At 61.6% G+C, this 23,461-nt stretch carries 25 protein-coding genes; 14 read left to right on the top strand and 11 right to left on the bottom strand.

From position 1 onward, the window contains the following. The first annotated feature begins 37 nt into the window (after positions 1-37). The gene (locus Azoinq_RS11255) at positions 38-838 is read left to right on the top strand and encodes a flagellar brake protein (RefSeq protein ID WP_216129042.1); all 801 of its coding nucleotides are present in this window, start codon (positions 38-40) and stop codon (positions 836-838) included. Positions 839-899: 61 nt separating this feature from the next. Here Azoinq_RS11255 and fliE read toward each other — a convergent pair whose 3' ends face one another. From fliE to Azoinq_RS11240, 3 genes are read right to left on the bottom strand one after another with little or no spacing between them, the layout of a single operon-like run. Continuing rightward, positions 900-1,256: a flagellar hook-basal body complex protein FliE gene (gene fliE / locus Azoinq_RS11250; protein WP_216129043.1), complete on the bottom strand. Its 357-nt coding sequence runs from the start codon at positions 1,254-1,256 to the stop codon at positions 900-902. Between the two features lie 48 nt (positions 1,257-1,304). Further along, entirely contained in the window at positions 1,305-2,738 is a 1,434-nt protein-coding gene (locus Azoinq_RS11245) for a sigma-54-dependent transcriptional regulator (RefSeq protein ID WP_216129045.1), read from the bottom strand. Between the two features lie 19 nt (positions 2,739-2,757). Continuing rightward, positions 2,758-3,933: a sensor histidine kinase gene (locus Azoinq_RS11240; protein WP_216129047.1), complete on the bottom strand. Its 1,176-nt coding sequence runs from the start codon at positions 3,931-3,933 to the stop codon at positions 2,758-2,760. 264 nt (positions 3,934-4,197) lie between these two features. Between Azoinq_RS11240 and fliF the strand changes: the two genes are divergently transcribed. The 13 genes from fliF to fliR all read left to right on the top strand — a co-directional run bounded on the left by fliF (position 4,198) and on the right by fliR (position 15,196). Continuing rightward, positions 4,198-5,856, top strand: a complete 1,659-nt coding sequence (gene fliF / locus Azoinq_RS11235; protein WP_332460827.1) for a flagellar basal-body MS-ring/collar protein FliF — start codon at positions 4,198-4,200, stop codon at positions 5,854-5,856. Then, positions 5,846-6,847, top strand: a complete 1,002-nt coding sequence (gene fliG, locus Azoinq_RS11230; protein WP_216129051.1) for a flagellar motor switch protein FliG — start codon at positions 5,846-5,848, stop codon at positions 6,845-6,847. The genes fliF and fliG overlap by 11 nt, the downstream gene beginning before the upstream one ends. Before the next feature lie 26 nt (positions 6,848-6,873). Next, positions 6,874-7,581: a flagellar assembly protein FliH gene (gene fliH / locus Azoinq_RS11225; protein WP_216129053.1), complete on the top strand. Its 708-nt coding sequence runs from the start codon at positions 6,874-6,876 to the stop codon at positions 7,579-7,581. Next, positions 7,578-8,999: a flagellar protein export ATPase FliI gene (gene fliI / locus Azoinq_RS11220; RefSeq protein WP_216129055.1), complete on the top strand. Its 1,422-nt coding sequence runs from the start codon at positions 7,578-7,580 to the stop codon at positions 8,997-8,999. Before fliH ends, fliI begins: the two co-directional genes overlap by 4 nt. Positions 9,000-9,066: 67 nt before the next feature. Further along, positions 9,067-9,519, top strand: coding sequence for a flagellar export protein FliJ (gene fliJ, locus Azoinq_RS11215; protein WP_216129057.1), 453 nt, complete (start codon positions 9,067-9,069; stop codon positions 9,517-9,519). A 62-nt stretch (positions 9,520-9,581) separates the two neighbouring features. Beyond that, a complete protein-coding gene (locus tag Azoinq_RS11210; RefSeq protein WP_216129059.1) occupies positions 9,582-10,748 on the top strand; it encodes a flagellar hook-length control protein FliK in 1,167 nt (388 codons plus the stop codon). 69 nt (positions 10,749-10,817) lie between these two features. Further along, entirely contained in the window at positions 10,818-11,348 is a 531-nt protein-coding gene (fliL, locus tag Azoinq_RS11205; RefSeq protein WP_216129061.1) for a flagellar basal body-associated protein FliL, read from the top strand. An 18-nt stretch (positions 11,349-11,366) separates the two neighbouring features. Continuing rightward, positions 11,367-12,371 (top strand): flagellar motor switch protein FliM, encoded by a 1,005-nt coding sequence (gene fliM, locus Azoinq_RS11200; protein WP_216129063.1) that lies wholly within the window; start codon positions 11,367-11,369, stop codon positions 12,369-12,371. 88 nt (positions 12,372-12,459) lie between these two features. After that, positions 12,460-12,837, top strand: coding sequence for a flagellar motor switch protein FliN (fliN, locus tag Azoinq_RS11195; RefSeq protein ID WP_232368620.1), 378 nt, complete (start codon positions 12,460-12,462; stop codon positions 12,835-12,837). 99 nt (positions 12,838-12,936) lie between these two features. Continuing rightward, positions 12,937-13,395, top strand: a complete 459-nt coding sequence (gene fliO / locus Azoinq_RS11190) for a flagellar biosynthetic protein FliO (protein ID WP_232368469.1) — start codon at positions 12,937-12,939, stop codon at positions 13,393-13,395. Continuing rightward, positions 13,382-14,128 (top strand): flagellar type III secretion system pore protein FliP, encoded by a 747-nt coding sequence (gene fliP / locus Azoinq_RS11185; protein ID WP_216129067.1) that lies wholly within the window; start codon positions 13,382-13,384, stop codon positions 14,126-14,128. The genes fliO and fliP overlap by 14 nt, the downstream gene beginning before the upstream one ends. Then, a complete protein-coding gene (gene fliQ, locus Azoinq_RS11180) occupies positions 14,125-14,394 on the top strand; it encodes a flagellar biosynthesis protein FliQ (protein WP_216129070.1) in 270 nt (89 codons plus the stop codon). The genes fliP and fliQ overlap by 4 nt, the downstream gene beginning before the upstream one ends. Before the next feature lie 4 nt (positions 14,395-14,398). Next, positions 14,399-15,196 carry a flagellar biosynthetic protein FliR gene (fliR, locus tag Azoinq_RS11175; RefSeq protein WP_216129072.1) on the top strand — a complete coding sequence of 266 codons (798 nt, stop codon included), beginning with the start codon at positions 14,399-14,401 and terminating at the stop codon, positions 15,194-15,196. A gap of 10 nt (positions 15,197-15,206) precedes the next feature. Here the strand turns inward: fliR and Azoinq_RS11170 are convergent, their stop codons facing one another. The 8 genes from Azoinq_RS11170 to Azoinq_RS11135 all read right to left on the bottom strand — a co-directional run bounded on the left by Azoinq_RS11170 (position 15,207) and on the right by Azoinq_RS11135 (position 23,442). Beyond that, complete coding sequence (locus tag Azoinq_RS11170) at positions 15,207-15,665, bottom strand: hypothetical protein (RefSeq protein ID WP_216129074.1); 459 nt, start codon at positions 15,663-15,665, stop codon at positions 15,207-15,209. A gap of 36 nt (positions 15,666-15,701) precedes the next feature. After that, positions 15,702-16,670 (bottom strand): flagellar hook-associated protein FlgL, encoded by a 969-nt coding sequence (gene flgL / locus Azoinq_RS11165; RefSeq protein WP_216129076.1) that lies wholly within the window; start codon positions 16,668-16,670, stop codon positions 15,702-15,704. Between the two features lie 36 nt (positions 16,671-16,706). Continuing rightward, positions 16,707-18,869: a flagellar hook-associated protein FlgK gene (flgK, locus tag Azoinq_RS11160; RefSeq protein ID WP_216129078.1), complete on the bottom strand. Its 2,163-nt coding sequence runs from the start codon at positions 18,867-18,869 to the stop codon at positions 16,707-16,709. A gap of 62 nt (positions 18,870-18,931) precedes the next feature. After that, positions 18,932-19,969, bottom strand: a complete 1,038-nt coding sequence (gene flgJ, locus Azoinq_RS11155; protein ID WP_216129080.1) for a flagellar assembly peptidoglycan hydrolase FlgJ — start codon at positions 19,967-19,969, stop codon at positions 18,932-18,934. A gap of 50 nt (positions 19,970-20,019) precedes the next feature. Next, positions 20,020-21,159 carry a flagellar basal body P-ring protein FlgI gene (locus tag Azoinq_RS11150; protein ID WP_216129082.1) on the bottom strand — a complete coding sequence of 380 codons (1,140 nt, stop codon included), beginning with the start codon at positions 21,157-21,159 and terminating at the stop codon, positions 20,020-20,022. Positions 21,160-21,192: 33 nt separating this feature from the next. Beyond that, positions 21,193-21,867 carry a flagellar basal body L-ring protein FlgH gene (locus Azoinq_RS11145; protein WP_216129084.1) on the bottom strand — a complete coding sequence of 225 codons (675 nt, stop codon included), beginning with the start codon at positions 21,865-21,867 and terminating at the stop codon, positions 21,193-21,195. 18 nt (positions 21,868-21,885) lie between these two features. Further along, complete coding sequence (gene flgG / locus Azoinq_RS11140; protein ID WP_216129086.1) at positions 21,886-22,668, bottom strand: flagellar basal-body rod protein FlgG; 783 nt, start codon at positions 22,666-22,668, stop codon at positions 21,886-21,888. A 33-nt stretch (positions 22,669-22,701) separates the two neighbouring features. Continuing rightward, positions 22,702-23,442 (bottom strand): flagellar basal body rod protein FlgF, encoded by a 741-nt coding sequence (locus Azoinq_RS11135; RefSeq protein WP_216129088.1) that lies wholly within the window; start codon positions 23,440-23,442, stop codon positions 22,702-22,704. Positions 23,443-23,461: the final 19 nt, after the last annotated feature.

The raw sequence follows: 23,461 nt of genomic DNA, 5'->3' as shown, positions 1-23,461 counted from the left end.
CAGGCTTGTCGCTGCATGCGGAAACCCAGGACACCCAATGACTGACAAGGCTCCCGAGCCGACGGCCACGCCTAACACCCCTTCGGAGAATTCTCACCACAGTATCCATCCGGAAACCGAGGACGATTACAGCAAATATCTCCTCTACTCCCGGGCGGAAATACTGTTCGTGTTGCGCTCCCTGTTGCAAAAAGGGGCCATGATCACGGTCTATTTCGATAACGGCAACGCTTTTCTGCTCACCGCCTTAAACCAGATCACCAAAAGCAGTCAGCTCATTTTCGACATGGGCAGCGACCAGGAAATGAATCAAAAAGCTCTGGTGGCGGGAAAACTGATTTTTATCTCCAGTCTGGACAAGGTCAAAATCCAGTTCAGCCTAAAGGGTTTACGCTCCACCAGCTTTGAAGGCCGCCCCGCCTTCCTTGGGGAGCTGCCGGAAACCCTGTTGCGCCTGCAGCGCCGGGAGTACTACCGTCTGGTCGCCCCCATTGCAAACCCCATCAAATGCCTGATTCCGGCAGATCCCCCCATGGAGGCGCCGATCCTGGACATCAGCGGGGGTGGCATCGGCCTCATGCTGCCCATGGATCAGAAGGAACGCTTCGCCCCGGGCACCACCTTCCCCGATTGCTGTTTCGCCCTGCCGGAAGAGGGGGAAATCCAGACTACCCTGACGGTGCGCAACGCCTTTCCCGTCACCACCAAGACAGGCAACGTGTACCTGCGGGCGGGCTGTGAATATGTGGATTTGCCGGGCACCCGCCTGAGCATGGTGCAGCGCTACATCACCCGCATCGAGCGGGAAAGAAAAGCCCGCTTAAGCGGGCTGGACTGAGGGGAGAGCCCCGGGGTCTGTCCCCGGGAAGGGGCCGGCGGAAGGCCGGTCCGGGCGTGGATCACACCTGGATGTTCATCACATCCTGATAGGCGGTCACCAGCTTATTGCGCACCTGCACCATTTCCTGGAAAGACACATTGGCCTTTTGCAGGGCAATCATGACTTCGTGAAGGTTGGCGTTGGAATTGCCGGAAGCAAAATCCTGGGAAATGTTCTGGGCTTCCTGCTGGGCCTGATTGACCTGGTCAATGGTGGACTTGAGGACCTGGGAAAAATCCACACCCCCCGGCGCCGCAGAGCCAGCCGCACCGGTCGCCCCAGCAACGCCACCAACTTCCCCGGTCTTACCCGAAGAAGCGAGGGCGGAAGCGGCCCGCAACTGACTCAACATGCTATCAATGCCTTTGGTGTCCATGACTTTCTCCAACCGATCAGAGAAATCTAAGCAACTATTGCGCCAGATTTATTCTTCCAGGTAGCCGGCCAAACGATACTGCCTGAGCTTATGACGCAAAGTGCGCTCGGAAATTCCCAAGCGCTCCACCGCCTTTTTCCGGGAGCCCCCCACCGCTGCCAGGGTTTCCAAAATCAATTCCCGCTCCCAGTCCTTGATATTATCGGCTTTTTTGTCGCCGACTTGAAGGCCGTTGGCCTCTTCTTGAAGGGACGGGTTCCGGACCTCCCGTTCACCCGATGCCACCCCGGGTTGGGGCGCCAGCATCATGGGGGACATCCCCGCCCCAGGGGATAGGCCGGGGCCCGTCATTCCCCCCGTCGGCAAGTGCAGGCAAGGCCCATCCACCTCATCCCCGGGCGCCAGGATCAGGGCCCGTTGCACCACGTTCACCAGTTCCCGCACATTGCCGGGCCAGGGATAGGCCTTGAGGGCCGCCTCCCCATCCGCCGTAAAGCGCAGCCCGGGGCGGCCGGATTTGCCGCCCTGGTCGGCAAGAAAATGCCGGGCCAGGGGCACGATATCCTCTGGACGCTGGCGCAGGGAGGGGATCAGCAGGGGGAAGACATTGAGCCGGTAGTACAAATCCTCCCGGAACACCCCTTTCGCCACCGCTTCCCCCATCTCCCGATTGGAGGTAGCCACCACCCGGATATCCAGCTGCACCGGCTTTTTGCCCCCCACCCGCTCCACTTCCCGCTCCTGCAACACGCGCAATAGCTTGGCCTGGAGACTGAGGGGCATTTCCGTCACTTCGTCCAGCAACAGGGTGCCGTTCTGGGCCTGTTCAAATTTCCCCGCCTGGGCCTGGGTGGCGCCGGTGAACGCGCCTTTTTCATAGCCAAACAGGGTAGCTTCCAACAGGCTTTCCGGAATGGCGGCGCAATTGATGGCCACAAAGGGCCCCTGGCGACGCCCGGAATGATTGTGGATGTAGCGGGCCACCACTTCCTTCCCTACACCGGACTCCCCGGTGAGCAGGACCGTAGCGTCGGTCTGGGCAACCCGGGCGGCTAGGGCAAAAAGATTACGGCTGGCCGGATCCACAGCCACCACCTCCCCGTCTTCCCCCATGGGAGGCAGCCGGTAGCGGGCCACGTGTTCCAGTAGGGCCTTGGGCTCAAAGGGCTTCAAAAGGAAGTCACAGGCCCCGGCCCGCATGGCTTCCACGGCCCGATCCACGTCCGCAAAGGCGGTCATTAGCACCACCGGCAGATGGGGGTAGCGGCCCCGGATTTCCTTCAACAGGGTAATGCCGTCCATGGGGTCCATGCGCACGTCGCTGACCACAATGGAAACGGGTCGGGCGGCCAGCAGCTCCAGGGCTTCCGGCCCCGATCCCACAGACAGCACGGCCTCTCCGGCCAATTCTAGGGTGTCGCATACCGCTTCCCGCAAATTGGGATCGTCCTCCACCACCAGGATGGGAAAATTGCTCGCCATTCGCTTGTTCCTTAATCGGTCAGGCTTTTTTGCCGACCGGCAAATCCAGGGTAAATTCCGAGCCCACGCCAAGTTGGGACTGGACATCAATGGTACCGCCATGGGCCCGGGCCACGCCCAGGGCAATGGCCAACCCCAGCCCTGTCCCCTGGCCCCGGGTGGTAAAAAAGGGCTCGAAGATTCGGGCCTGGGCTTCCGGGGCAATCCCCGGACCGGCGTCCTTGACCCGGATCAGCACCCGGCCATCCGCCACCTGGGCATCCAAGGAAACGGCCCGGCCCACCGCCCCATCGGCCTCGCACACCTGCATGGCGTTTTCCAGAAGATTGGTCAAAGCGCCCGCCAGGGCCTTGCGGCCACCCATAATTATAAAGTCATCCACCTGGGAGGACGCCTGAAATACCACCCCGTGCTCCCGCATGAGGGGCTCCACCGCCTGAATAGCCTCGGCCAGGAGGGCGGAAACCGGGATCACCTCCCGGCCGATGCTTTCCCCCCGGGCGAACAACAGCACGTCCTGAATCAGACGTTCCAGACGGCGCAGCTGATCGGCGGCCTTTTCCGCAAAGCGGCTGCGGGCTTCTGGCGCCAGTTCCGGCGTCCCCAGATTGCCGCAATACAGCAGGGCGGTAGCCAAGGGAGTGCGTAGCTGGTGGGCCAGGGAGGCCGCCATTTCCCCCATGGCAGCCAGGCGCTGATTGCGCTCCAGCCGGGCCTTCATGTCATGGGCATGGGTAATATCGTGAATCACCAGAATCCGCCCCCCCACCGAATCCAGGGAGCTTTCCGCAATGCTGATGCGCCGCCCCCCGAGCAGCCATTCATGGGGGGATTCACTGGCGGCCAGGCGGTTTTCCGTCAGGGCGGACCAGGGCTGGCCCAGGGCATTGGCGCCGAACATGTCCCGGGCCACCGGATTGGCCTCCGTCACCTCCCCCTTGGCATTGAGGACCATCACCCCGGCGGGCAGGGCATCCAGCAGCACGGAAAGGCGCTCAGACAAGGCCTCTTTTTCCCGGTACTGGCGACGTAATTCCCCGTTGGCCACCGCCAATTCCCCGGTCAGGGAAGTGACCCGGGCCTGGAGAGCCTCATAGGCCTGGGTCAGCTCCTGGGAAACCTGGTTGAAAACATCAAAGGCCTTTTGCAGTTCCTGAGCTTTATGATCGGGGGGAGTAATTGGGGGTTCGGACATGCGGGGAGCCAAAGAATATGCGGGATTGAAAGGCGATTAGCGGATACAATATAGAATATTTCACGAAAATTTTCGCTTTTACTCATTTAACCGCAAGGTTGCGCAAGACGAGACACTCTACTGATGGCGGCGACTCAGGAAAACGACGCAACCGGAACCCCTCCCGGAAACCTGCCTCCCGGTGCGGCCCCCGGCCTGGCCGGGATCTCGGGTCGACTGAAAGAGGGCCTCGCCCGGCTTAACAATCAGCAGAAAATCGCCCTAATGGTGGCGGTCGCCGCCATTTTCGCCCTGGTCATCGGCGCCTTTCTCTGGAGCCGCCAGCCCGATTACAAGGTACTCTTCAGCAATCTCTCGGAACGGGACGGGGGGGCCATCATCACCTCCCTGGAACAGCTCAACGTTCCCTATAAATTCACCGACGGCAGCGGCGCCATCCTGGTGCCGGCGGACAAGGTCCACGAGGTACGGCTGCGCCTAGCCAGCCAAGGCTTGCCCAAGGGCGGCTCCGTAGGCTTCGAACTGATGGAAAACCAGAAGTTCGGTATCAGCCAGTTTGCCGAGCAGGTCAATTACCAGCGGGCCCTGGAAGGGGAGCTGGCGAAAACCATCCAGTCCATATCCACGGTGCAGTCCGCCAGGGTGCATCTGGCCATTCCCAAGCCTTCCGTCTTCGTCCGGGAAGAGCAAAAACCCACTGCCTCCGTACTGCTCCAGCTTTATCCGGGGCGCAATCTGGAACCGGCCCAGGTGGCCGGGATCGTCCACTTAGTGGCCTCCAGCGTGCCCCAGCTCAATGCGGCCAATGTGACGGTGCTGGACCAGGACGGCAATCTGCTTTCCCAGCTGAAGAGCAAGCTCATGGAAGCCGGGCTAGATCCCACCCAGATCAAGTATGTGCAGGAAGTGGAAGCCAGCGTTATCAAGCGGGTGGAAGACATCCTCTCTCCCGTGGTGGGCCCGGGCAACGCCCGGGTGCAGGTGGCCGCCGATATGGATTTTTCCCAGAGCGAACAGACCGCCGAAAGCTACAAGCCCAACACCACCCCGCCGGACATTTCCATCCGTAGCCAGCAAAGCTCGGAAACCGCTTCGGTCAATCCGCCCGCCCAAGGGGTGCCCGGCGCCCTCACCAACCAACCGCCGGTCCCAGCCACCGCCCCCATCACCAGCCCGGCCGTACCGGGTCAGCCCGCCAACGGCGCCCCGGCCAACGGCCAGCAGCCGCCGGGCCAGATCAACGCTGCCGGGGTACAGGCCCCCATTTATTCCGCCGGCCAGCCCATCAATACCCGCAAGGACTCCACCATCAACTACGAGGTGGATAAGACGGTCAGCTACACCAAGCAGAATGTGGGCAATATCAAGCGCCTGTCCGTGGCCGTGGTGGTCAATAACAAGCAGGATGTGGATAAGTCCGGCAAACCCACCAGCCGCCCCTTGAACGACGCGGAAATCAAGCAGATCAACGACCTGGTGCGGGAAGCCATGGGCTTCAACCAGCAGCGGGGCGACACCCTGTCCGTGGCCAACACGGCCTTCAACCTGGGGGAAAAGGTGGACAACTCCCTGCCCTTCTGGAAAGACCCGGACAACCTCTCCCTGGGCAAGGACCTGCTTAAATACCTGGTGATCGGCGCCATCGTCGCCTATATCCTTCTCGCCGTGGTCCGTCCTATCATACGCACCATGTTCCCGCCCCCCGCTAGCGCCGCGGAAGAAGAGGAAGGGGAAGCCGGGGAAGCGGCCCAGGAAGGGGAAGTGGGGGAAGATGGCACCATCGTGGAACTGACCGGCGAGGGGGGCAAGCAGATTATGGCCACCTACGAGGCCAAGCTGCATCGGGCCCGGGAAGTCTCCAAGCAGGACCCCAAGGGGGTAGCCAACATCATCAAGGACTGGATGGGCGTCAATGCCGGGTAACGAAGAAGGACTGGAAAAAAGCGCAATCCTCCTCATCGCCTTGGGCGAAGAGGGGGCCGCCGCCGTCCTTCAGCAACTGGGCCCCCGGGAGGTGCAGAAGCTGGGCCACGCCATGGCCGCTCTGCGCACCGTACCCCGGGCCCGCATTGAAGAAGTGCTGGAGGAATTCCACAAAGTTTCCGAGGAACATGCGGCGGTGCACGTGGATACGGATGCTTACATCCGCAACGTGCTGACCAAGGCCCTGGGGGACGACAAGGCTTCCAATCTGATTTCCCGCATTCTCCAAGGGGGGGAAACCTCGGGCATTGAAGGGCTGAAGTGGATGGATGCGGCCACCGTGGCCGATCTCATCAAAAACGAGCACCCCCAGATCATCGCTACCATCCTGGTGCACCTGGAACACGACCACGCCAGCGAAATTCTCAGCCTCTTCCCCGAGCGCCTGCGCAACGACGTCATCCTCCGGGTAGCCACCCTGGAAGGGGTTCAGCCCGCCGCCCTGAAGGAATTGAACGACGTGATGCTGCGCCTGCTCTCCGGCTCCGCCAATATCAAAAAATCTGCCATGGGCGGGGTGCGTACCGTGGCAGAAATCCTCAATTTCATGGGAACCGCCAACGAAACCTCGGTGGTGGATTCCATCCGGGAATACGACCCGGACCTGGCCCAGCGCATCCTGGACGAAATGTTCGTCTTCGAAAACCTGCTGGACCTGGACGATCGGAGCATCCAGCTACTGCTCCGGGAAATCCAGTCCGATTCCCTGATCCTGGCCATGAAGGGAGCTTCCGAAGCCCTGCGGGAAAAGATTTTCAAGAACATGTCCCAGCGGGCGGCGGAAATGCTGCGGGAAGACCTGGAGGCCAAGGGGCCGGTCCGGGTCTCCGAAGTGGAATCCGAACAAAAGGAAATCCTCAAAATCGTCCGCCGTCTGGCCGACGAAGGGCAGATCGTGATGGGCGGCAAGGGCGACGACCAGTTCGTCTAAGCCCATAAGCCCTGTCGCCAACCGCCATGGATAGTTACATCCCTAAGGAAAAACTGACCGCCTACCAGCGCTGGGAGCTGGCCGCCTTTGACGAGGAGGAAAAGGCCCGGCGCCAGCGCGACACCCAGGAAACCCCGGCCGTTCAGGAAAGCACCGTGTCCATGCCCGCCCTACCCACGGCGGAAGAAATCGAGCGCATCCACACGGAAGCCCAGGAATCCGGCTTTCAAGCCGGTTACCAGGCCGGGGAGGCGGCAGGTCGCGCGGAAGGTCTCGCCGCGGGCAAGGCGGAAGGCATGGAAGAAGCCAAGGCCGCCGCCGCCCAGCTCCAAACCCTGGTGGGGGCTTTCACCCAGGCCCTGGGAGACATGGAGCAGAGCGTGGCGGACCAGCTCCTGGCCATGGGTCTGGAAATCGCCCGGCAAATGACCCGAGCCAGCCTGAACGCCCATCCGGAGCAGCTGCTGCCCATCATCCGGGAAGCCCTGGCGGCGCTGCCCGTCTCCCACGCCCACCCGGTGCTCCACCTCCATCCGGAAGACAGTCAGCTGCTTCAGGAACAGCTGGGGGACCAGATCGCCCACGGCGGCTGGCGCCTGCTGGCCGACCCGGACATGGAACGGGGGGGCTGCCGCATTGAAGCCGGGTCCAGCGAAGTGGATGCCACCCTGCCCCAGCGCTGGAAAAAAATCCTGGAAGCTATTGGCGTTCAGCAGGATTGGTTAGCCCCATGACCGCCCCCCTGCCCGGCGCCGCCGCCCACTGGCGGGAATTTCTCCACAGTTGTACCGAAGCGGCGGCCCACGCCCCGGCCCTCACCGCCGCCGGCCACCTCACCCGCATCAACGGCCTGGTCATGGAAGCAGCCGGGCTCAAGCTGCCGCTGGGCAGTTCCTGTCTGGTGCTACCCGCCGGGGGAAGCCCGGTGGAGGCGGAAGTGGTGGGTTTCAACGGGGAAAAGATTTATCTCATGCCCTCGGACGATGTCTATGGCCTTTCCCCCGGCGCCCGGGTGGTAGCCATGGAGCCGGTGGCACCTCCACCCAAGATCGGCGCGGCCCGGCCTTTCCGGCGCCGGGCCGCGGACCGGACCAAGCTGGTGCCCGTGGGCCAGCGTCTCCTGGGCCGGGTGGTGGACGGAGCGGGCCGCCCCCTGGACGGTCAGGGTCCCCTGCGGGTGGATGCCCTGCGCCCCCTCCACAGCCGCCCGGTTAATCCCATGTCCCGGGCCCCCATCGAACACACCCTGGACGTGGGGGTGCGGGCCATCAACGGTCTGCTCACCGTAGGCCGGGGCCAGCGGATGGGCCTTTTCGCCGGCTCCGGGGTAGGTAAATCCGTACTCCTGGGCATGATGGCCCGGTATACGGAAGCGGAAATCATCGTGGTGGGGCTGATCGGCGAACGGGGCCGGGAAGTGAAGGAGTTCATTGAGCAAATTCTGGGGGAAGAAGGCCGCCGCCGTGCCGTGGTGGTAGCCGCCCCCGCCGACACCAGCCCCCTCATGCGTCTGCAAGGGGCGGCCTACGCCACAGCCATTGCGGAATACTTCCGGGACGAGGGCAAGCAGGTGCTGCTCATCATGGACTCCCTCACCCGCTACGCCATGGCCCAGCGGGAAATCGCCCTGGCCATCGGTGAGCCCCCCGTGACTCGGGGCTATCCCCCCTCCGTTTTCGCCCGTCTGCCCCAGCTGGTGGAACGGGCCGGGAACGGCCCGGACGGGGGCGGTTCCATTACCGCCTTCTATACCGTACTGGCAGAAGGGGATGACCAGCAGGACCCCATCGCCGACTCGGCCCGGGCTATTCTGGACGGCCATATTGTCCTTTCCCGGCTCCTGGCAGACGGGGGCCATTACCCGGCCATCGACATCGAGCAATCCATCAGCCGGGCCATGGTCAGCCTCATTCCCCCCTCCCAGTTCGACCTGGTGCGGCGCTTCAAGCAGCTCTATTCCCGCTACCAGCGCTCCCGGGATCTGATTGCCGTGGGCGCCTATGCGGCGGGTTCCGACCCCCTGCTGGATCAGGCCATTCAGATTTACCCCGCCCTGGAAGGCTTTCTCCAGCAGGATCTGGGCCAATGCGCCCTGTATGGGGAAAGCGTGGACAGCCTAAGCGCCCTCTTCCCCGATCTGCCCCATCCGTAACAGCCGTGACTTGGGCCGGGTCCCGGCCTAGAATCGTTTTCTCCTTTTCCCCCGTCGTCCTCCCGCCATGGCAAAACCTTTTCCCCTCCGCCCTCTCCAGGATCTGATCCAGACCCGGGTGGATGATGCGGCCAAGGCCCTGGGCTTTCTGGTGGCCTCGGAGAGGGACACGAAGGACAAACTGGCCATGCTGGAAGACTATCGCCGGGACTACCTGGAACGGTTCAAGGCCGCCTCCCAGAACGGCCTGACCCCGGCGGCCTGGCGCAATTTCCAGGATTTCATGGATAAAATCGACGCCGCCATCGAGCAGCAGAAGAAGAGCGTCCATCTCTCCCAGCAGCGCACCGCCCAGGGCCAGGCGGAGTGGCTGGCCCAGCACAACAAGCTGAAAGCCATCGACACCCTGGCGGAGCGCCACATGAGCGCGGAGCAATACCGGGAAGCCAAGCGGGAGCAGAAACAGCAGGATGAATTCGCCGCCCGCAAAAGCTGGGACAAGAATCCGGACTTTACCTAGATTTACAACTGGCACGATGCTTGCTGACTATGGTCCAAACATAGTCGCTGAAGGATCCCGCCATGCCCAGCACCGCTGTCGCCAATACCACTGCGGCCTTGCTCAATACCGTCGCCTCTGCCGGTAAATCCCCCTCCCCCACCACCGTTGCCACCCCGGCCAACGGCAATGCGGTCGGGAGCAAGAGCAATAACCTCAAAACCGCCGCCAGCAATGCCACGCCCCAGGCTCCGGAAAACAACGGCAGCGCTAACGAGCAGGAGAACGGGGGCGGCATTACCACCAACTTCGCTGCCCTGCTCCTCTCCCATCTGGGCAATGCCAAGACCGGCAAGGCCCAGGACACGGCCCAGACCACCACGGGGACTACGGACAAGAGCGATGTCCCCAGCGCCGATACGGGCAAAACGGACGACAACAGCGCCCTGCTGGCCGCCCTGGGCCTGGTAAACGGCCAGCTGCCCCCGACCCAGACGCCCCAGCCTCAAGCCCCCACCACCAACGGTGCCGCCGAGCTGGGGACCGAAGCGCCCCTGGCGGGTAGCGGTCAAACCCAGACCAATCCTCTGCTCACCGCCGCCCAGGAAAAAGCGGCCAAAACCGCGGTTTTGGCCCAGGATACGGGCGGCAAGGAAACGGCAAATCTTGCCGACTTCCAGGACAAGCTCCTGGCCGCCACGGAAGAAAACAGCACCAAGGGCGACGGCTCCGCTACAGCCATCAACATGAACGCCCCCGCCCCCACCGTGCCCAACGATACCGCCAAGGTGGCGGATAAAAATTTCCAGGTTCAGACTCCGGTGAATAATCCCAACTGGGGTAACGAGGTGAGTCAGAAGGTGGTATGGCTGGCCGGACAGGATAAACAGACGGCCCAGCTCACCCTCAATCCGCCCCACCTGGGCCCCCTAGAAGTAACTCTCAACATTCACGGCGATCAGGCCAGCGCGGTCTTCGTTTCCCCCCACGCGGAAGTGCGGGATGCCCTGGAGAAGGCCCTGCCCCAGCTGCGGGACATGATGCAGGATGCGGGGGTGCAACTAGGTCAAGCCAACGTGAGTAGCGAATCCTTCCGCCAGGCCTGGAACGACGGTGCTGCCAGCCAAGGTGGTTCCGGTTCCCGCAGTAGCGGTGGCTTTACCGGCGGCATGGGGGATGAAGGGGATGCCATGCCCCTGCCCAGCCGTACCCTGACCAGCAACCTGGGCCTGGTGGACACCTTTGCCTGAAGAAATGCTGTAGGGACTTTACAGCCGTAATAGAATTGAACGCTATATATCCCACAAGGAGTCTCACCGATGGCTAAAGCCGAAGCCAAGCCGGAAGCAGGCGAAGAAGCGCCGAAGAAAAAAGGCAAGCTGTTAATTATCATCGTTGCCGTGGTCTTTCTCATCGTCGCTGGCGGTGGCGCGGCCCTGTTCATGATGAAATCCCACGATGGCGGGGATGACGAAGATGCCCCGTCCGAAACCGTGAAAAAGAAAAAGAGCGAAAAGGAAGAACCGCCGGTCTATGTGGCCCTGGATACCTTTACCGTCAATCTGGTGCCCGATGCGGATGCGGGGGACCAGTATCTCCAGATCGGCGTTTCCGTGGAACTGACGGACGTTCCCTCCGGGGAAAAAATGAAGCTGCACATGCCCCGGCTGCGCAATGCGGTCATGCTGCTCCTGTCTTCGAAAAAGGCCTCCGACCTCATGTCCACGGAAGGCAAGGAAGCCCTGGCGAAGGATATGAAGGAACAGATGAACGGCATCCTTTCGCCGGAGACCAAGGGTAAAGACGGCCCGGTCAAGGACGTGCTGTTTACCTCCTTCATCATTCAATAAGCGAAAACCGCCCTTACCATGTCCCAGGATTTCCTCTCCCAGGAAGAAGTTGACGCCCTGCTCAAGGGCGTCACGGGGGAAAGTGACGAGCCGGACGCCCCGGAAGAGCAACAGGGCGCAGTCCGCAACTACAACCTGGGCACCCAGGAACGCATCGTCCGTGGGCGTATGCCCACCCTGGAACTGATCAACGAGCGCTTTGCCCGTTATCTCCGCATCGGCCTGTTCAATTACATGCACCGTAATGCGGAAATTTCCGTGGGCCCCATCAAGGTCCAGAAATACAGCGAATTCATCCGCAATCTGGTGGTGCCCACCAACCTCAACCTAGTGGCGGTCAAACCCCTGCGGGGCACGGCCCTGGTGGTTTTCGACCCCAATCTGGTGTTCCTGGTGGTGGACAACATGTTCGGCGGCGACGGCCGCTTCCACACCCGGGTGGAAGGGCGGGATTTCACCGCCACGGAACAGCGCATCATCCAGGGCATGCTCCACGTGGTGTTCGCCGAATACGAACGCTCCTGGAAGCCGGTTTATGAGCTCAAATTCGAGTACATCCGCTCGGAAATGAACTCCCAGTTCGCCAATATCGCCACCCCCTCGGAAATCGTGGTGTCCACCAACTTCACCCTGGAATTTGGCGGCGCCACGGCGGACATGCACATCTGCGTCCCCTATTCCATGGTGGAACCTATCCGGGACCTGCTCTACAGCTCCATGCAGAGCGATCAGCTGTCCACGGACAAGCGCTGGGTCGGCACCCTGCGCCGCCAGCTCCAGTCCGCCGAGGTAGAACTAGTGGCCACCCTGGCCCACGCCACCATTTCCCTGCGCCAGGTTCTGAAAATGAAACCCGGGGACGTCATTGGCGTCAGTCTTGAAGATAAAATCATGGCCCAGGTGGACGGCGTGCCCATCATGGAATGCGAATACGGCCAGCAAAACGGCCAGTACGCCATCAAGGTCAAGGAATTCGTCAACGCCGACGGAACCGAACTAAATCTGGGAGACACCCATGTCTGAAGAAGAAAACGTGGCGGCGGACCAACCGGCAGAGAACGAAGCGCAAGCCGCCGCCGACGCCATCACGGAGGATGACTGGGCTGCCGCCATGGCCGAACAGGAAGCGGTGGAACCGACCCCGGCCGCCGCCCCCGCCGCCCCGGAAGCCAAGCCTGCCAATATTTTCCAATCCTTCGCCCCCGCGGGCGGCGAAGGCGGGATGATGCATGAACTGGACATGATCCTGGATATCCCGGTGCAACTCACCGTGGAACTGGGTCGGACCAAAATCACCATCCGCAACCTGCTCCAGCTGGCCCACGGCTCCGTGGTGGAACTGGACGCCCTAGCCGGGGAACCCATGGACGTACTGGTGAACGGCACCCTGATCGCCCAGGGGGAAGTGGTGGTGGTCAATGACAAATTCGGTATCCGCCTGACGGACATCATCACCCCCGCCGAACGGATGCGCAAAATCAGCCGCTAATCGCCCCGGCCACCGAACCGCCCCCGCCATGGGGCGGTTTTTTATTTGCCCCGCATGGATTAAGATAGCCGGGCTTTTTACCCGGATTCCCCGCCCTCCGTGCCCTCCTTTTCCCGCCTTTTTCACCCCCTTGCCGCCCGAGCCCTGTCCGGGGTTCTGGCCCTGTCGGCCTGGTCGGCGGAAGCCGCGCCCGGCAGCAATCCTCCGCCCCCGGCCCCGGGCCTGTCCTTCGCCAATGTGTTCCAGGCCTTTCTCGGCTTGGCCCTGGTGCTGGCACTGCTCTTCGGTGCGGCTTTTCTCATCCGCCGCCTGAACGGGGGACGGCCTTTCGGCAGTGGCCCCTTGAAAGTGGTGGGGGGCATCGCCATCGGCAACCGGGAGCGGATTGTTCTGTTAGAGGTGGAGGAAACCTGGCTGGTAGTAGGCGTAGGCCCGGGCCAGATTCGCACCCTGCACACCCTGCCCAAGGGCCAGCTGCCGCCGCCACCGGCCTCCCCCTTACCTCCTGCTTTCCAACAGTGGCTGGATCATTTTTCCCGCAAGCATGAACGCCCGTAAGCTGTTTTTCCTGATCGCCCTGCTTCTGCCTTTGGGCGCCCTAGCCCAGGCTAGCGGCGGCATTCCCGCCTTTACCAGCACCCCGGCCCCGGGGGGCGGGCAGAATTACACCCTGTCCGTCCAGACCCTGCTCATCATCACCGGGCTCACCTTCATCCCGGCGGCCCTGCTGATGATGACTGCCTTCACCCGGATCGTCATTGTGCTGTCCCTGCTGCGCCACGCCATGGGCCTGCAAACCACGCCGCCCAACCAGATCGTCATCGGGCTTTCCCTGTTCCTCACCTTTTTTGTCATGTCCCCGGTGGCAGACAAGATTTATACGGATGCCTACCAGCCCTTTTCCGCCAATCAGATCAGCTTTCAGGAAGCCCTGACCCGGGCGGAGCAGCCCCTGCGGGGTTTTATGCTCAAGCAGACCCGGGAATCGGACATCGCCCTCTTCGCCCAGATGGCCCATATCGACAAGCTGTCCGGCCCGGAGGCGGTGCCCTTTCACATTCTGGTGCCAGCCTTCGTCACCTCCGAATTGAAGACCGCCTTCCAGATCGGCTTCATCATTTTCATTCCCTTCCTCATCATTGACATGGTGGTGGGCAGTACCCTCATGGCCATGGGGATGATGATGATGTCCCCCACCATGGTGGCCATGCCCTTCAAGATGATGCTGTTTGTGCTGGTGGACGGCTGGCATCTGATCCTGGGCTCCCTCGTGCAGAGTTTCGCCACATGACCCCCGAAACCGTCATGGATATTGGCCGTCAGGCCCTGGAAATGACCCTCCTGATTTCCGGCCCCCTATTGCTGGTGGCCCTGGTGGTGGGTCTGCTGGTGAGTATTTTCCAGGCCGCCACTTCCCTCAATGAGGCCACCCTGTCCTTCGTGCCCAAGCTGATCGCCATGTTTCTTACCCTGGTGTTCGCCGGCCCCTGGATGATTCAGCTGTTCACCGACTACATCCAGCGCCTTTTCAACAGCATTCCCAGCCTGATCGGGTAAGCGGGTGATCACCTTCAGTTCCGCCCAACTGGACGCCCTGCTGGCCGCCTATTTCTATCCCCTGGCCCGCATTCTGGCCTTTGCCGCCACTGCCCCCATCTTCAACAACGCCGCCCTGCCCCGGCGCATCCGTCTGGTTTTCGGCCTGGCATTGACCCTGGCCATCGCCCCCACGGTGACCGTGCCCCAAGATATTCCCCCGGGCTCGGGCATCGGGCTCTTGATCCTGGGCCATCAGATTCTTATCGGGATTGCCCTAGGCTTTGTCATGCGCCTCGTTTTCTCCGGCATTGAACTGGCCGGGGAACTGATCAGCTCCCAGATGGGCTTGGGCTTTGCTACCCTTTACGATCCCTCCAGTGCCGCTCAGACCGGGGTTATTTCCGAATTCACCAATCTTTGCGCCAGCCTGGTGTTCCTGGCCCTAAATGGCCATTTGCTGATGATCGCCACCCTGGCGGAAAGCTTCCGGGTCCTGCCCTTGGCACCCAATACGGTAACCGCCGGGCTATGGCTGAATCTGGCGGAGGCCGGCTCCCGGATCTTTTCCCTGGGCCTCTTCCTCTCCCTGCCCGTGATCATGGCCCTGCTCATCACCAACATGTCCCTGGCTATCCTGTCCCGAGCCGCGCCCCAGCTGAATATGATGGCCATGGGCTTTCCCATCACCATGCTGGTGGGCTTTGTGGTGCTGGCCCTCTCCCTGTCCTACTGGGTCACCCCCTTGAGCCGGATGTTCATGGAGGGCATCCAGCAGATGCTCGCCGTTTTCCCGCCCCCCTCGATCAGGGGCAGCCCCTAAGGGAAGCGCTTCAGCGGCCCGTCCCCGGCGTCACGGTCTCCCCGGCCTTGACCAGCTGGACAAGCCCCTGGGAAAAACGCTGGGGAATGGGGGTAGAGGACTGGATGCCTTCTTCGTAGGCCACAATGCGGTAGGAGGCATAGCCGCCCCCCCGCTGTAGCACTTCTGCCCGCTGCCGCAGCAGCCACATGGCCTCGCCGTCTCCACCGTTGTGGAAGCGCTTCATGCGCAGATTGATGACGTAGAGGCCGTCGCCCACCTTGGCCTCATCCAGCTCCCAGTTAGGGGCCAGGGGCTCGAACACCTCATAGGCCAGCCAAGCCCCCGCCGCCGTCATCACCAGATTGTCCAGGGCGTAGGAAACCTTGGAAGTGAGCTGGATGGAGGCCGTGGGAACAAGGGGTCCGGAACTGGGATAGGTCTTGTTATTCAGGCTGCTACAGCCCCCTACCAGAACCAACAGCCCCACTCCCCAGGCCCATCTCAATGGTCGCACCGTCACCCCCTAAATGAGCTTGAAGAGGCTCAGGCTGGACACGGTGACAAAGGCCTTCTGGGCCGCCTGGAGCTGAACCTGCTGCTTGCTCAGGGAAGAAATAGCGTCGGCGTAATCCATATCCTGGAGATTAGACAGGGTGGTCTTGTACTGGAGATTGACAGCCGAAGTGGCGGTGGAAAGGGAATCCAGCTCGGAACGCCGGGCCCCCACGGAGGTTCGCACCTGCACCACCGTATTCAAGGCATCGTGGAGCTGGTTGATGGCATCGCTCACCTTGGTGGGCAGGGCAGCGGCCGCTGCCGCGTTATTGGCCACGGGGGTATTCAGGGTGTCGATGGCGTTTTTCAGGGTATCGAAAACGCTCTGGCTAATCACATTGCCATTGCCGTCCTGGATGCGCATGAACACGCTGGCCCCGTTGTCCGACACGGCCATCTGCCGGGACGCATCCACCTGGAGGGTAATGGTGCCCTGATCCCCGTTATAGCTCACATAAGGATTGGTGTTGCTGTAGGGCCCGGTGACGTTATTCACGGAAAAGGGCCGGGTGTTGGACTGATAGCCGGAAAAAATATAGTGGCCGGAACCGTCCTGGCTGTTGGCGATGGACACCATTTCATCCAGCCGGGTCTGCAATTCCTGGGCAATGGATGCCCGGTTCACGTCGCTCAGGGAGGTATTGCCGGCCTGGACTAGCTTATCCAGCACCGCCTGGATGGTATCCCCGGCGGACTGGAGCTGGGTTTCCTCCAGGGTCAGTCGATCCTGAGCGTTGCCCTGGTTAGTGGCGTAATTGGCTGTCACCGACTGGGATTGCTGCACCACCAGGGCCTGGGCCGCTGCCACCGGATCATCGGAGGGGGTCAGGACCCGGCGCCCTGTGGCGATCTGGTTATAGGTATCCAGTTCGCTGGCCTGGGTATTCTGGATGCCGGACACGCCGGCATCGTAGATCATGCTAGTACTGATGCGCATCGCCTTATCTCCTTGGACGGACTGTCAACCGGGGCCTCAACTACTGATCTGCAAGACCGTGTTGAAGAGCTGGCTGGCAATCTGAATCACTTTGGCGGAGGCCTGATAGGCCTGTTGGTACTTGATCAGATTGGTGGCTTCCTCATCCAGATTCACCCCGGATTGGGACTGGAGGGTGGCGGAGGCCTGGTCCGTCAAACTCTGCTGGGTTTTCTGAATGGTGTTGGCGGTCCGGGTCTGGTTACCGATCTGGCTCACCAACTGGGCATAGGTATCAGCAAAGGACGCATCCCCGCTTTGGGTAGTGCCCTGGGTTTGCAACTTGTTGAGCAGGGTAATATTGCGGGAATCGGAGGTGCCTTTGGTGTTCTGGCCGATGGTAAAGCTGTCCCCGTTGGCCGGCGAGCCGCCCAGGGAGAAGGTCATCCCATTCACCGTGTAGCTGGTGCTGGGGTTGGTGTAGGGGATGGTGTCCGTGGTGGTATTCAGGGTAATGGTCTGGGTACCGGACGCCGTGGTCACCGTCACCGTGGCGGGCAGATTGCCCGCATCAAAGCTGAGATTGCCCCCGTTATAGCTCATGGTCAGGGTGGAACTGGGTGCGGTATAACCCGCCGACACGCTGCCGGCGGAAATGGTGCCGGACCCCGTATTGGTCGTAGTCGCCGCCGTGGCAATGGGGGCGGCGGCGGCAATCAGCCGGGGATCGGCAGCAATGGCCGAATTCACGGAAATATTGGCCGCTGCATAGCGGGTGGGCTGGACCAGGAAGGAGTCCCCCGCGTTAATGGTCCCGGCGCTCAGGGAGAAGCTAAACCCTTCGCTCTTGGAAATGGTAGAGGAAAGATTGGTAAGGCTGGTGTCCGTCCAGCGCTTGCCGTCCGAGGCCCGGGTCACAGCGTAATTGGTGCCGTCATAGGACACGGTGTAGTCACTCCCCGTGAGCTTGGTGGCGTAATTGCCCGTGGTCATGTCCAGGGAGGTGCCGGTGGCCGTATAGACGCTCTGCATGACGTTGTTCAGACTGGCACCAGTCCATTGGCTGCCGTCGGACTTGCGGGTCACCGTATAACTGCCCCCTGCGTAGTCCATCTGGAAAGAGCCGTTGTTCAATTCCAGGGTCGGATTGGTAAAGGTGGCCGACAGAGTGCCGCTCCCCGTATTGCCCCCGTTAGCCCAGGCTTGGGGTTGGGCGTAATTGAAAATATTCTTGGCGAAGCTGCTGCTGGTGGCCGTATTGCCCAGCATATCCTGCCCGAGGGACTGCTGGGCATTGAAGGTCAGAGCCACGGAAGTGGCAATCTGGCCCAAGGTATTGGCCGCGCTGTCCAGGCTTTCCGCACGGAAACTCATCAACCCAGCCAGGGAGCCGCCGGTGAGCAAATCCTCGGGCAATTCCAGGTAACTTTTATTGGACAGTATCCCTACCGTATAACGCTGGGGATCAGCGGCGGAGGGTCGGGCATCCAAGGTTTGGGAGGAAGAACCCACCACCAACTGCTGGCCGGTACCGATAAACACGTTCATAGCCCCGTTGGAATCCACTACCGTGGTGGTCCCCACCAGCTTGTTCAGCTCACTGACCAACTCATCCCGTTTATCCAGCAAATCATTGGCCGGCTGGTTGGAAGAAGCTTGGGCAACGATGATCTGCTGATTCAGCTGGGCGATCTGGGAAGCGTAGGCATTGATGGAGCTCACCGTGTTCTGCAACTGGGTATTTACCCCGTCGTAGAGACCCTGCAACTGGGATTGCAAGCTCTGGAACCGGGATGCCAGGGTCTGGGCTCCGGAAGCCATGGACTGGCGGGCCGACACCAGAGAAGCATCGCTGGCCACCTGTTGCATGGCGGTAAACAGGCTGCTCAGGGCGGGAGACAGCCCGGCGGTGCTGTCCGCCAGGGTATTGTTGATCTGGGAGATTTGCCCGTAATAGGCGGAATACTGGCTAGCCGTTGTCTGGAATTGATTGACCTGATTGGCGATATAGCTGCTGTATATCCGGGTAACCGTAGTCACCGTGGTGCCCTGGCCAACGAAGCCGGAGCCGGTGGCAATGGGGTCCGACGAGGTCTGCCCGATGCGCTGCCGGTTGTAACCGGACGTGCTGGCATTGGCAATGTTGTGGGAGGTGGTACTCAAGGCCACTTGGGCGGCATTGATCCCGGACATCCCGATATTGAGCATTCCTACGGACATGGCATACCCCAATCTGCGCCGTAATTCTTTAACGGCACAAAGCTAAGATTGTTGAGAGCCGGTCAGCCGAGCAGCGCTTGTCGCAGAGTTGCGCCGTTGATGATGCGGGACAGTTTGTCCGCGTAGAGAGGATCAGTGGCATAACCGGCCTGCTGCAAGGATCGAGCAAAGTCCGTGCCACTACGTTGATTGAGGACCCCGGCGAAACGGGGCTTTTGCAGCAGATTGGCGTAATCCTGGAAGGCTTCCGCGTAGGAATTGTAGGCCCGGAAGCGGGCCCGCACGGTCTGGGGGGAGCCGTTCACATATTCGGTGGTGGTGGCTTCCACGGAAGCCCCAGCCCAGCTTTTACCGGCCTTGATACCGAACAGGTTGTAGCTGGGGCTCCCATCTGCCTTGCGAATTTCTGACCGACCCCAGCCGGTTTCCAGGGCCGCGTGGCCCACCATAAACTGGGCGGGAATATTGGTGGCCCGGGAGACGGCCACCGCATCGGGCCACAGCCGATTGACGAAATCCCGGGCAGAACCCGCTCCCCGACCGCGAAAACCGCCCACGGCCACGGGGGCCGCTTCCATGGCCCACTCCTCATCCCCCTCCACCTCGCTTGCCGGGGCGGCATCTTTTGCCGCCTCCAGGCCCGGCACCTGGCCGCGCAAAATGGCCCGCACCGCAGCGGGGGAGCTGAGTATTTCCTCGGGCGACGCCACCAGGCCGTTCCCCAGGGCCGGAGCCATGGCGCCCAGCCCATTGATCCCATTAGGACCGTTGGGGTTGGCGGCCGGGTTGGTGGGCATATTGGCCCCCAGCTGCTTTTCAATGAGTTTGGCGAAACCCAACTGGCCGGAGGTGGAAAATTTCTGGGCCAGCTGCTGATCCAGCATGGAGGTGTAAAGACGGGTCTGTTCGCTGTCCATGAGCCCGTCCTGGGGCGTCGCGTCCCGCATGCTCTTCAGCACCATTTGCAGGAACAGGGCCTCGAATTGCTGGGCGACCCGATGCAGGGCCGCTTTGGGGTCCTTGTTGGCCTGGGAACGCAAATCCCCGAGGGAATTGGTATCGATGGCCAGTCGGTTGGAAGCGAGATCGTCAGCTTTCATGGCACCGCCAGTTTACGTTGCCCTCGCCGCCCTGACCAGCCCGGGCGACCTTAGATGACTTCCAGATCGGCCCGCAGGGCACCGGCAGCCTTCATGGCCTGGAGTATGGACATAAGGTCCTGGGGATTGGCCCCCAGGGCATTCAGGGCCTTCACCACGTCCGCCAGGTTGGCGCTGGCCTTGAGGGTGCGCAGGGCACCGTTTTCCTGCTTCAGCTTAATATCCGCCTGGTTGGTAACCACGGTGGAACCGCCGGACAGGGCATTGGGCTGGCTGACGTTGGACTGGTTGCCGATGGTCACATTGAGATTGCCGTGGGCCACGGCGCAGGCGTCCACCATCACGGACTGGTTCATGACTACGGAGCCGGTACGGGAATTGATCACCACCTTGGCGGGCAGCTTCATGGGCTGCACATCCAGGTTTTCCAGACGGCCCAGGAAGGCCACCCGGGCGCTGGGGTCCTGGGGCGCCTGGACCTGGATGGAACGGCCATCCAGGGCCCGGGCCACCGGCCCCATACCCCGATTAATGGCATCAGCCAGGCGCTGAGCGGTGCCGAAATCCGCCGTATTCAGTTCATACATGACGTAATTAGCGTCCCCCACCGGGGTGGGCACATCCCGTTCCACCGTGGCCCCCCCGGCAATACGGCCGGAGGAAAGCTGATTCACCTGGGCGCTGGAGCCCCCGGAGGAGGCCCCCGCCCCGCCGATCACCACATTGCCCTGGGCCATGGCATACACGTTGCCATCCGCCCCTTTCAAGGGGGTCATGAGCAGGGTGCCGCCCCGCAGGCTTTTGGCGTTCCCCATGGAGGAGACGGTGACGTCAATCTGCTGGCCGGGCCGGGCAAAGGGCGGCAGGGCGGAGGTAACCATGACGGCAGCCACGTTCTTCAACTGGAGGGAAGTACCAGCGGGCATGTTGATGCCCAGCTGGGCCAGCATGTTGGCGATGGACTGGGTGGTAAAAGGCGTCTGGGTAGTCTGGTCACCACTGCCGTCCAGGCCCACTACCAAGCCGTAGCCAATCAATTGGTTATTACGCACCCCCTGGACGCTGGCCAGGTCCTTGATGCGTTCTGCCCGGGCCGGGGCCGTCCAGGCCCCCAGCAGCACCAGGCTCAGGCAGCCCAGGGCACACCAGCGCCCCAGGCTCCGGGAAAGTTTTTGTCCTTGATCAAACATGTTGCCACTCCTCCCGGGAGCCCCAAGACCGGCTCAAATCGGCAGAAAAGATAGGAAAAACCGTTGCAGCCAGCCCATCACCTGGGAGTCGTTGATGTATCCAGACGACTGGTATTCGATGCGGGCGTCGGCTACCTGGGAAGAGTTTACCGTGTTGGCAGTAGTCACGGTGGTGGGATTCACCACCCCGGAGAAACGGATGTATTCCTTGCCCTGGCCGATGGCAATCTGCTTTTCCCCGGACACCAGGAGATTGCCGTTGCCCAGGACTTCGATCACGGTGCAGGTGATCACCCCGGTAAACACATTGCTGCCGGTCACCCCTCCCTTGCCTTCAAAGCTGCTGGAGCCGCTGCCGGTGGAAGTCAGGCCCTGCAATCCCTTCAGGGGCAGGCCGGCCAGGGCGGTAATGGAAGAATTCATGGACGCGGAACGGGAGGCCGTGCTGTCCGAATTGGTCTTGGCCTGGGTGTTTTCCACGATATTGATGGTCAGGGTATCCCCGGGATAGCGAGCCTTCCGGTCTTCAAACAGGGGCCGGTTGAAATTGGCCTGATAAATGGCCCCATTGCCCGGATTGCTCAATTGCACCTGGGGCCGCACGGTCATGGGCTGATGCACGGCAGTGGGCGGGGTGGAAGCACAACCGGCCAGTCCCAGAGCCAGGACCAGCAGGGCAAGGGCGCGTTCGCAAAGGGACCGGATCATGATATTGCCTTCAGAAAACTAGAGCTGGGTAAGACGGGAAAGCATGGAGTCAGAGGCGGAAATCACCTTGGTGTTAAGTTCATAGGCCCGCTGGGTCTGGATCATGCTGACCATTTCCTCCGCCACATTGACGTTGGAAGTTTCCACGTAATTCTGCTGCAAAGAGCCCAGGCCGTTGGTCCCCGGGGTATTGGGGTTGGGCGTACCGCTGGACGCAGTTTCCAGGTACAGATTGTCGCCAACGCTTTCCAGACCAGCGGGGTTGATGAAGCTGGCGGTCTGGATGGTACCGATCTGGGTGGAAGCGGTGGTACCGGCGGTGGTAATGCTCACCGTGCCGTCCGTGCCGATGGTCAGGGTCTTAGCGGTGAGGGGAATGGTGATGGCCGGTTGCAGGGGATAGCCGTTGGCGGTGACGATCTGGCCCTGGTTGTCCTTGTGGAAGGAGCCGTCCCGGGTATAGGCGGTGGAGCCGTCCGGCATCAGTACCTGGAAGAAACCGGCTCCGTTAATGGCCACGTCCAGGGGGTTGCTGGTTTCCTGCAAATTGCCCTGGGTCTGGATACGTTCCGTGGACACGGGCTTTACCCCGGTCCCGATCTGCAAACCAGACGGGATCTGGGTCTGCTGGGAAGACTGGGCCCCCGGCTGGCGCAGGGTCTGGTAAATCAGATCCTCAAACACCGCCCGGGAGCGCTTGAAACCATTGGTGCTGGTGTTGGCCAAGTTATTGGCAATCACATCCATCTGGGTCTGCTGGGCGTCCAGGCCGGTACGGGCTATCCACAGGGAACGAATCATGGGGGTTTCCTAGTCTCTGGCTATGTTGCTCGGTTAGGCGACCGTCAGAACCTGATCGGCGGCCTGGGCGTTGGTGTCGGCCTTCTTCAGCATTTCCATCTGCATTTCAAACTGGCGGCTGAGGGAAATGAGGCTGACCATGGTGTCCACCACATTGACGTTGCTGCCTTCCACCGTCTGGGGCGCCACCTGAATATTGGCGTCAAAGGGGGCGGGCTGGCCGGACGCCTGGCGGAACAGACCGTCATCCCCCCGCACCAGCTGATCTTCCGGCGGATTAACCAGTTTCAGGCGGCCAATGATGTTGGAAGTGTTGGGAATACCGTAGTTCTGCACCACGGAAATGGTGCCGTCCGCCCCGATTTCAATATTGGAATCCTGGGGGATGGCCAGGGGACCTCCGTCCCCCATGACCGTGAGGCCAGTCTTGGTCTGCAACTGGCCGTTGGCATTGACCACGAAGCTGCCGGCCCGGGTATAGGCCTCCTGGCCGTTGGCGTCCAGCACGGCGAACCAGCCCTTGCCCTGAATGGCCGAATCCAGGGAATTGCCGGTGAACATCATGGGCCCTTGATCGAACACGTTTTTCACCGAGGCATCCACCACAAAGGCCCGGGTGGGCAGACCGTCCCCTTGCAGGGGCACGGCCCGGAACCGGTGTTCCTCCGAGCGATAACCGTTGGTGGAAGCGTTGGCCAGGTTCTGCGCCACCCCTGCCTGTTGCAGGAAGGTGTGCTTGGCGCCGGTCATGGCGGTGTAGATCAGGCGATCCATGGTTCCCTATCCGTCCGTA

The organism is Azospira inquinata (assembly GCF_018905915.1).
Lineage (GTDB): Bacteria > Pseudomonadota > Gammaproteobacteria > Burkholderiales > Rhodocyclaceae > Azospira > Azospira inquinata.
This window is presented reverse-complemented; position numbering and strand designations above follow the sequence as displayed.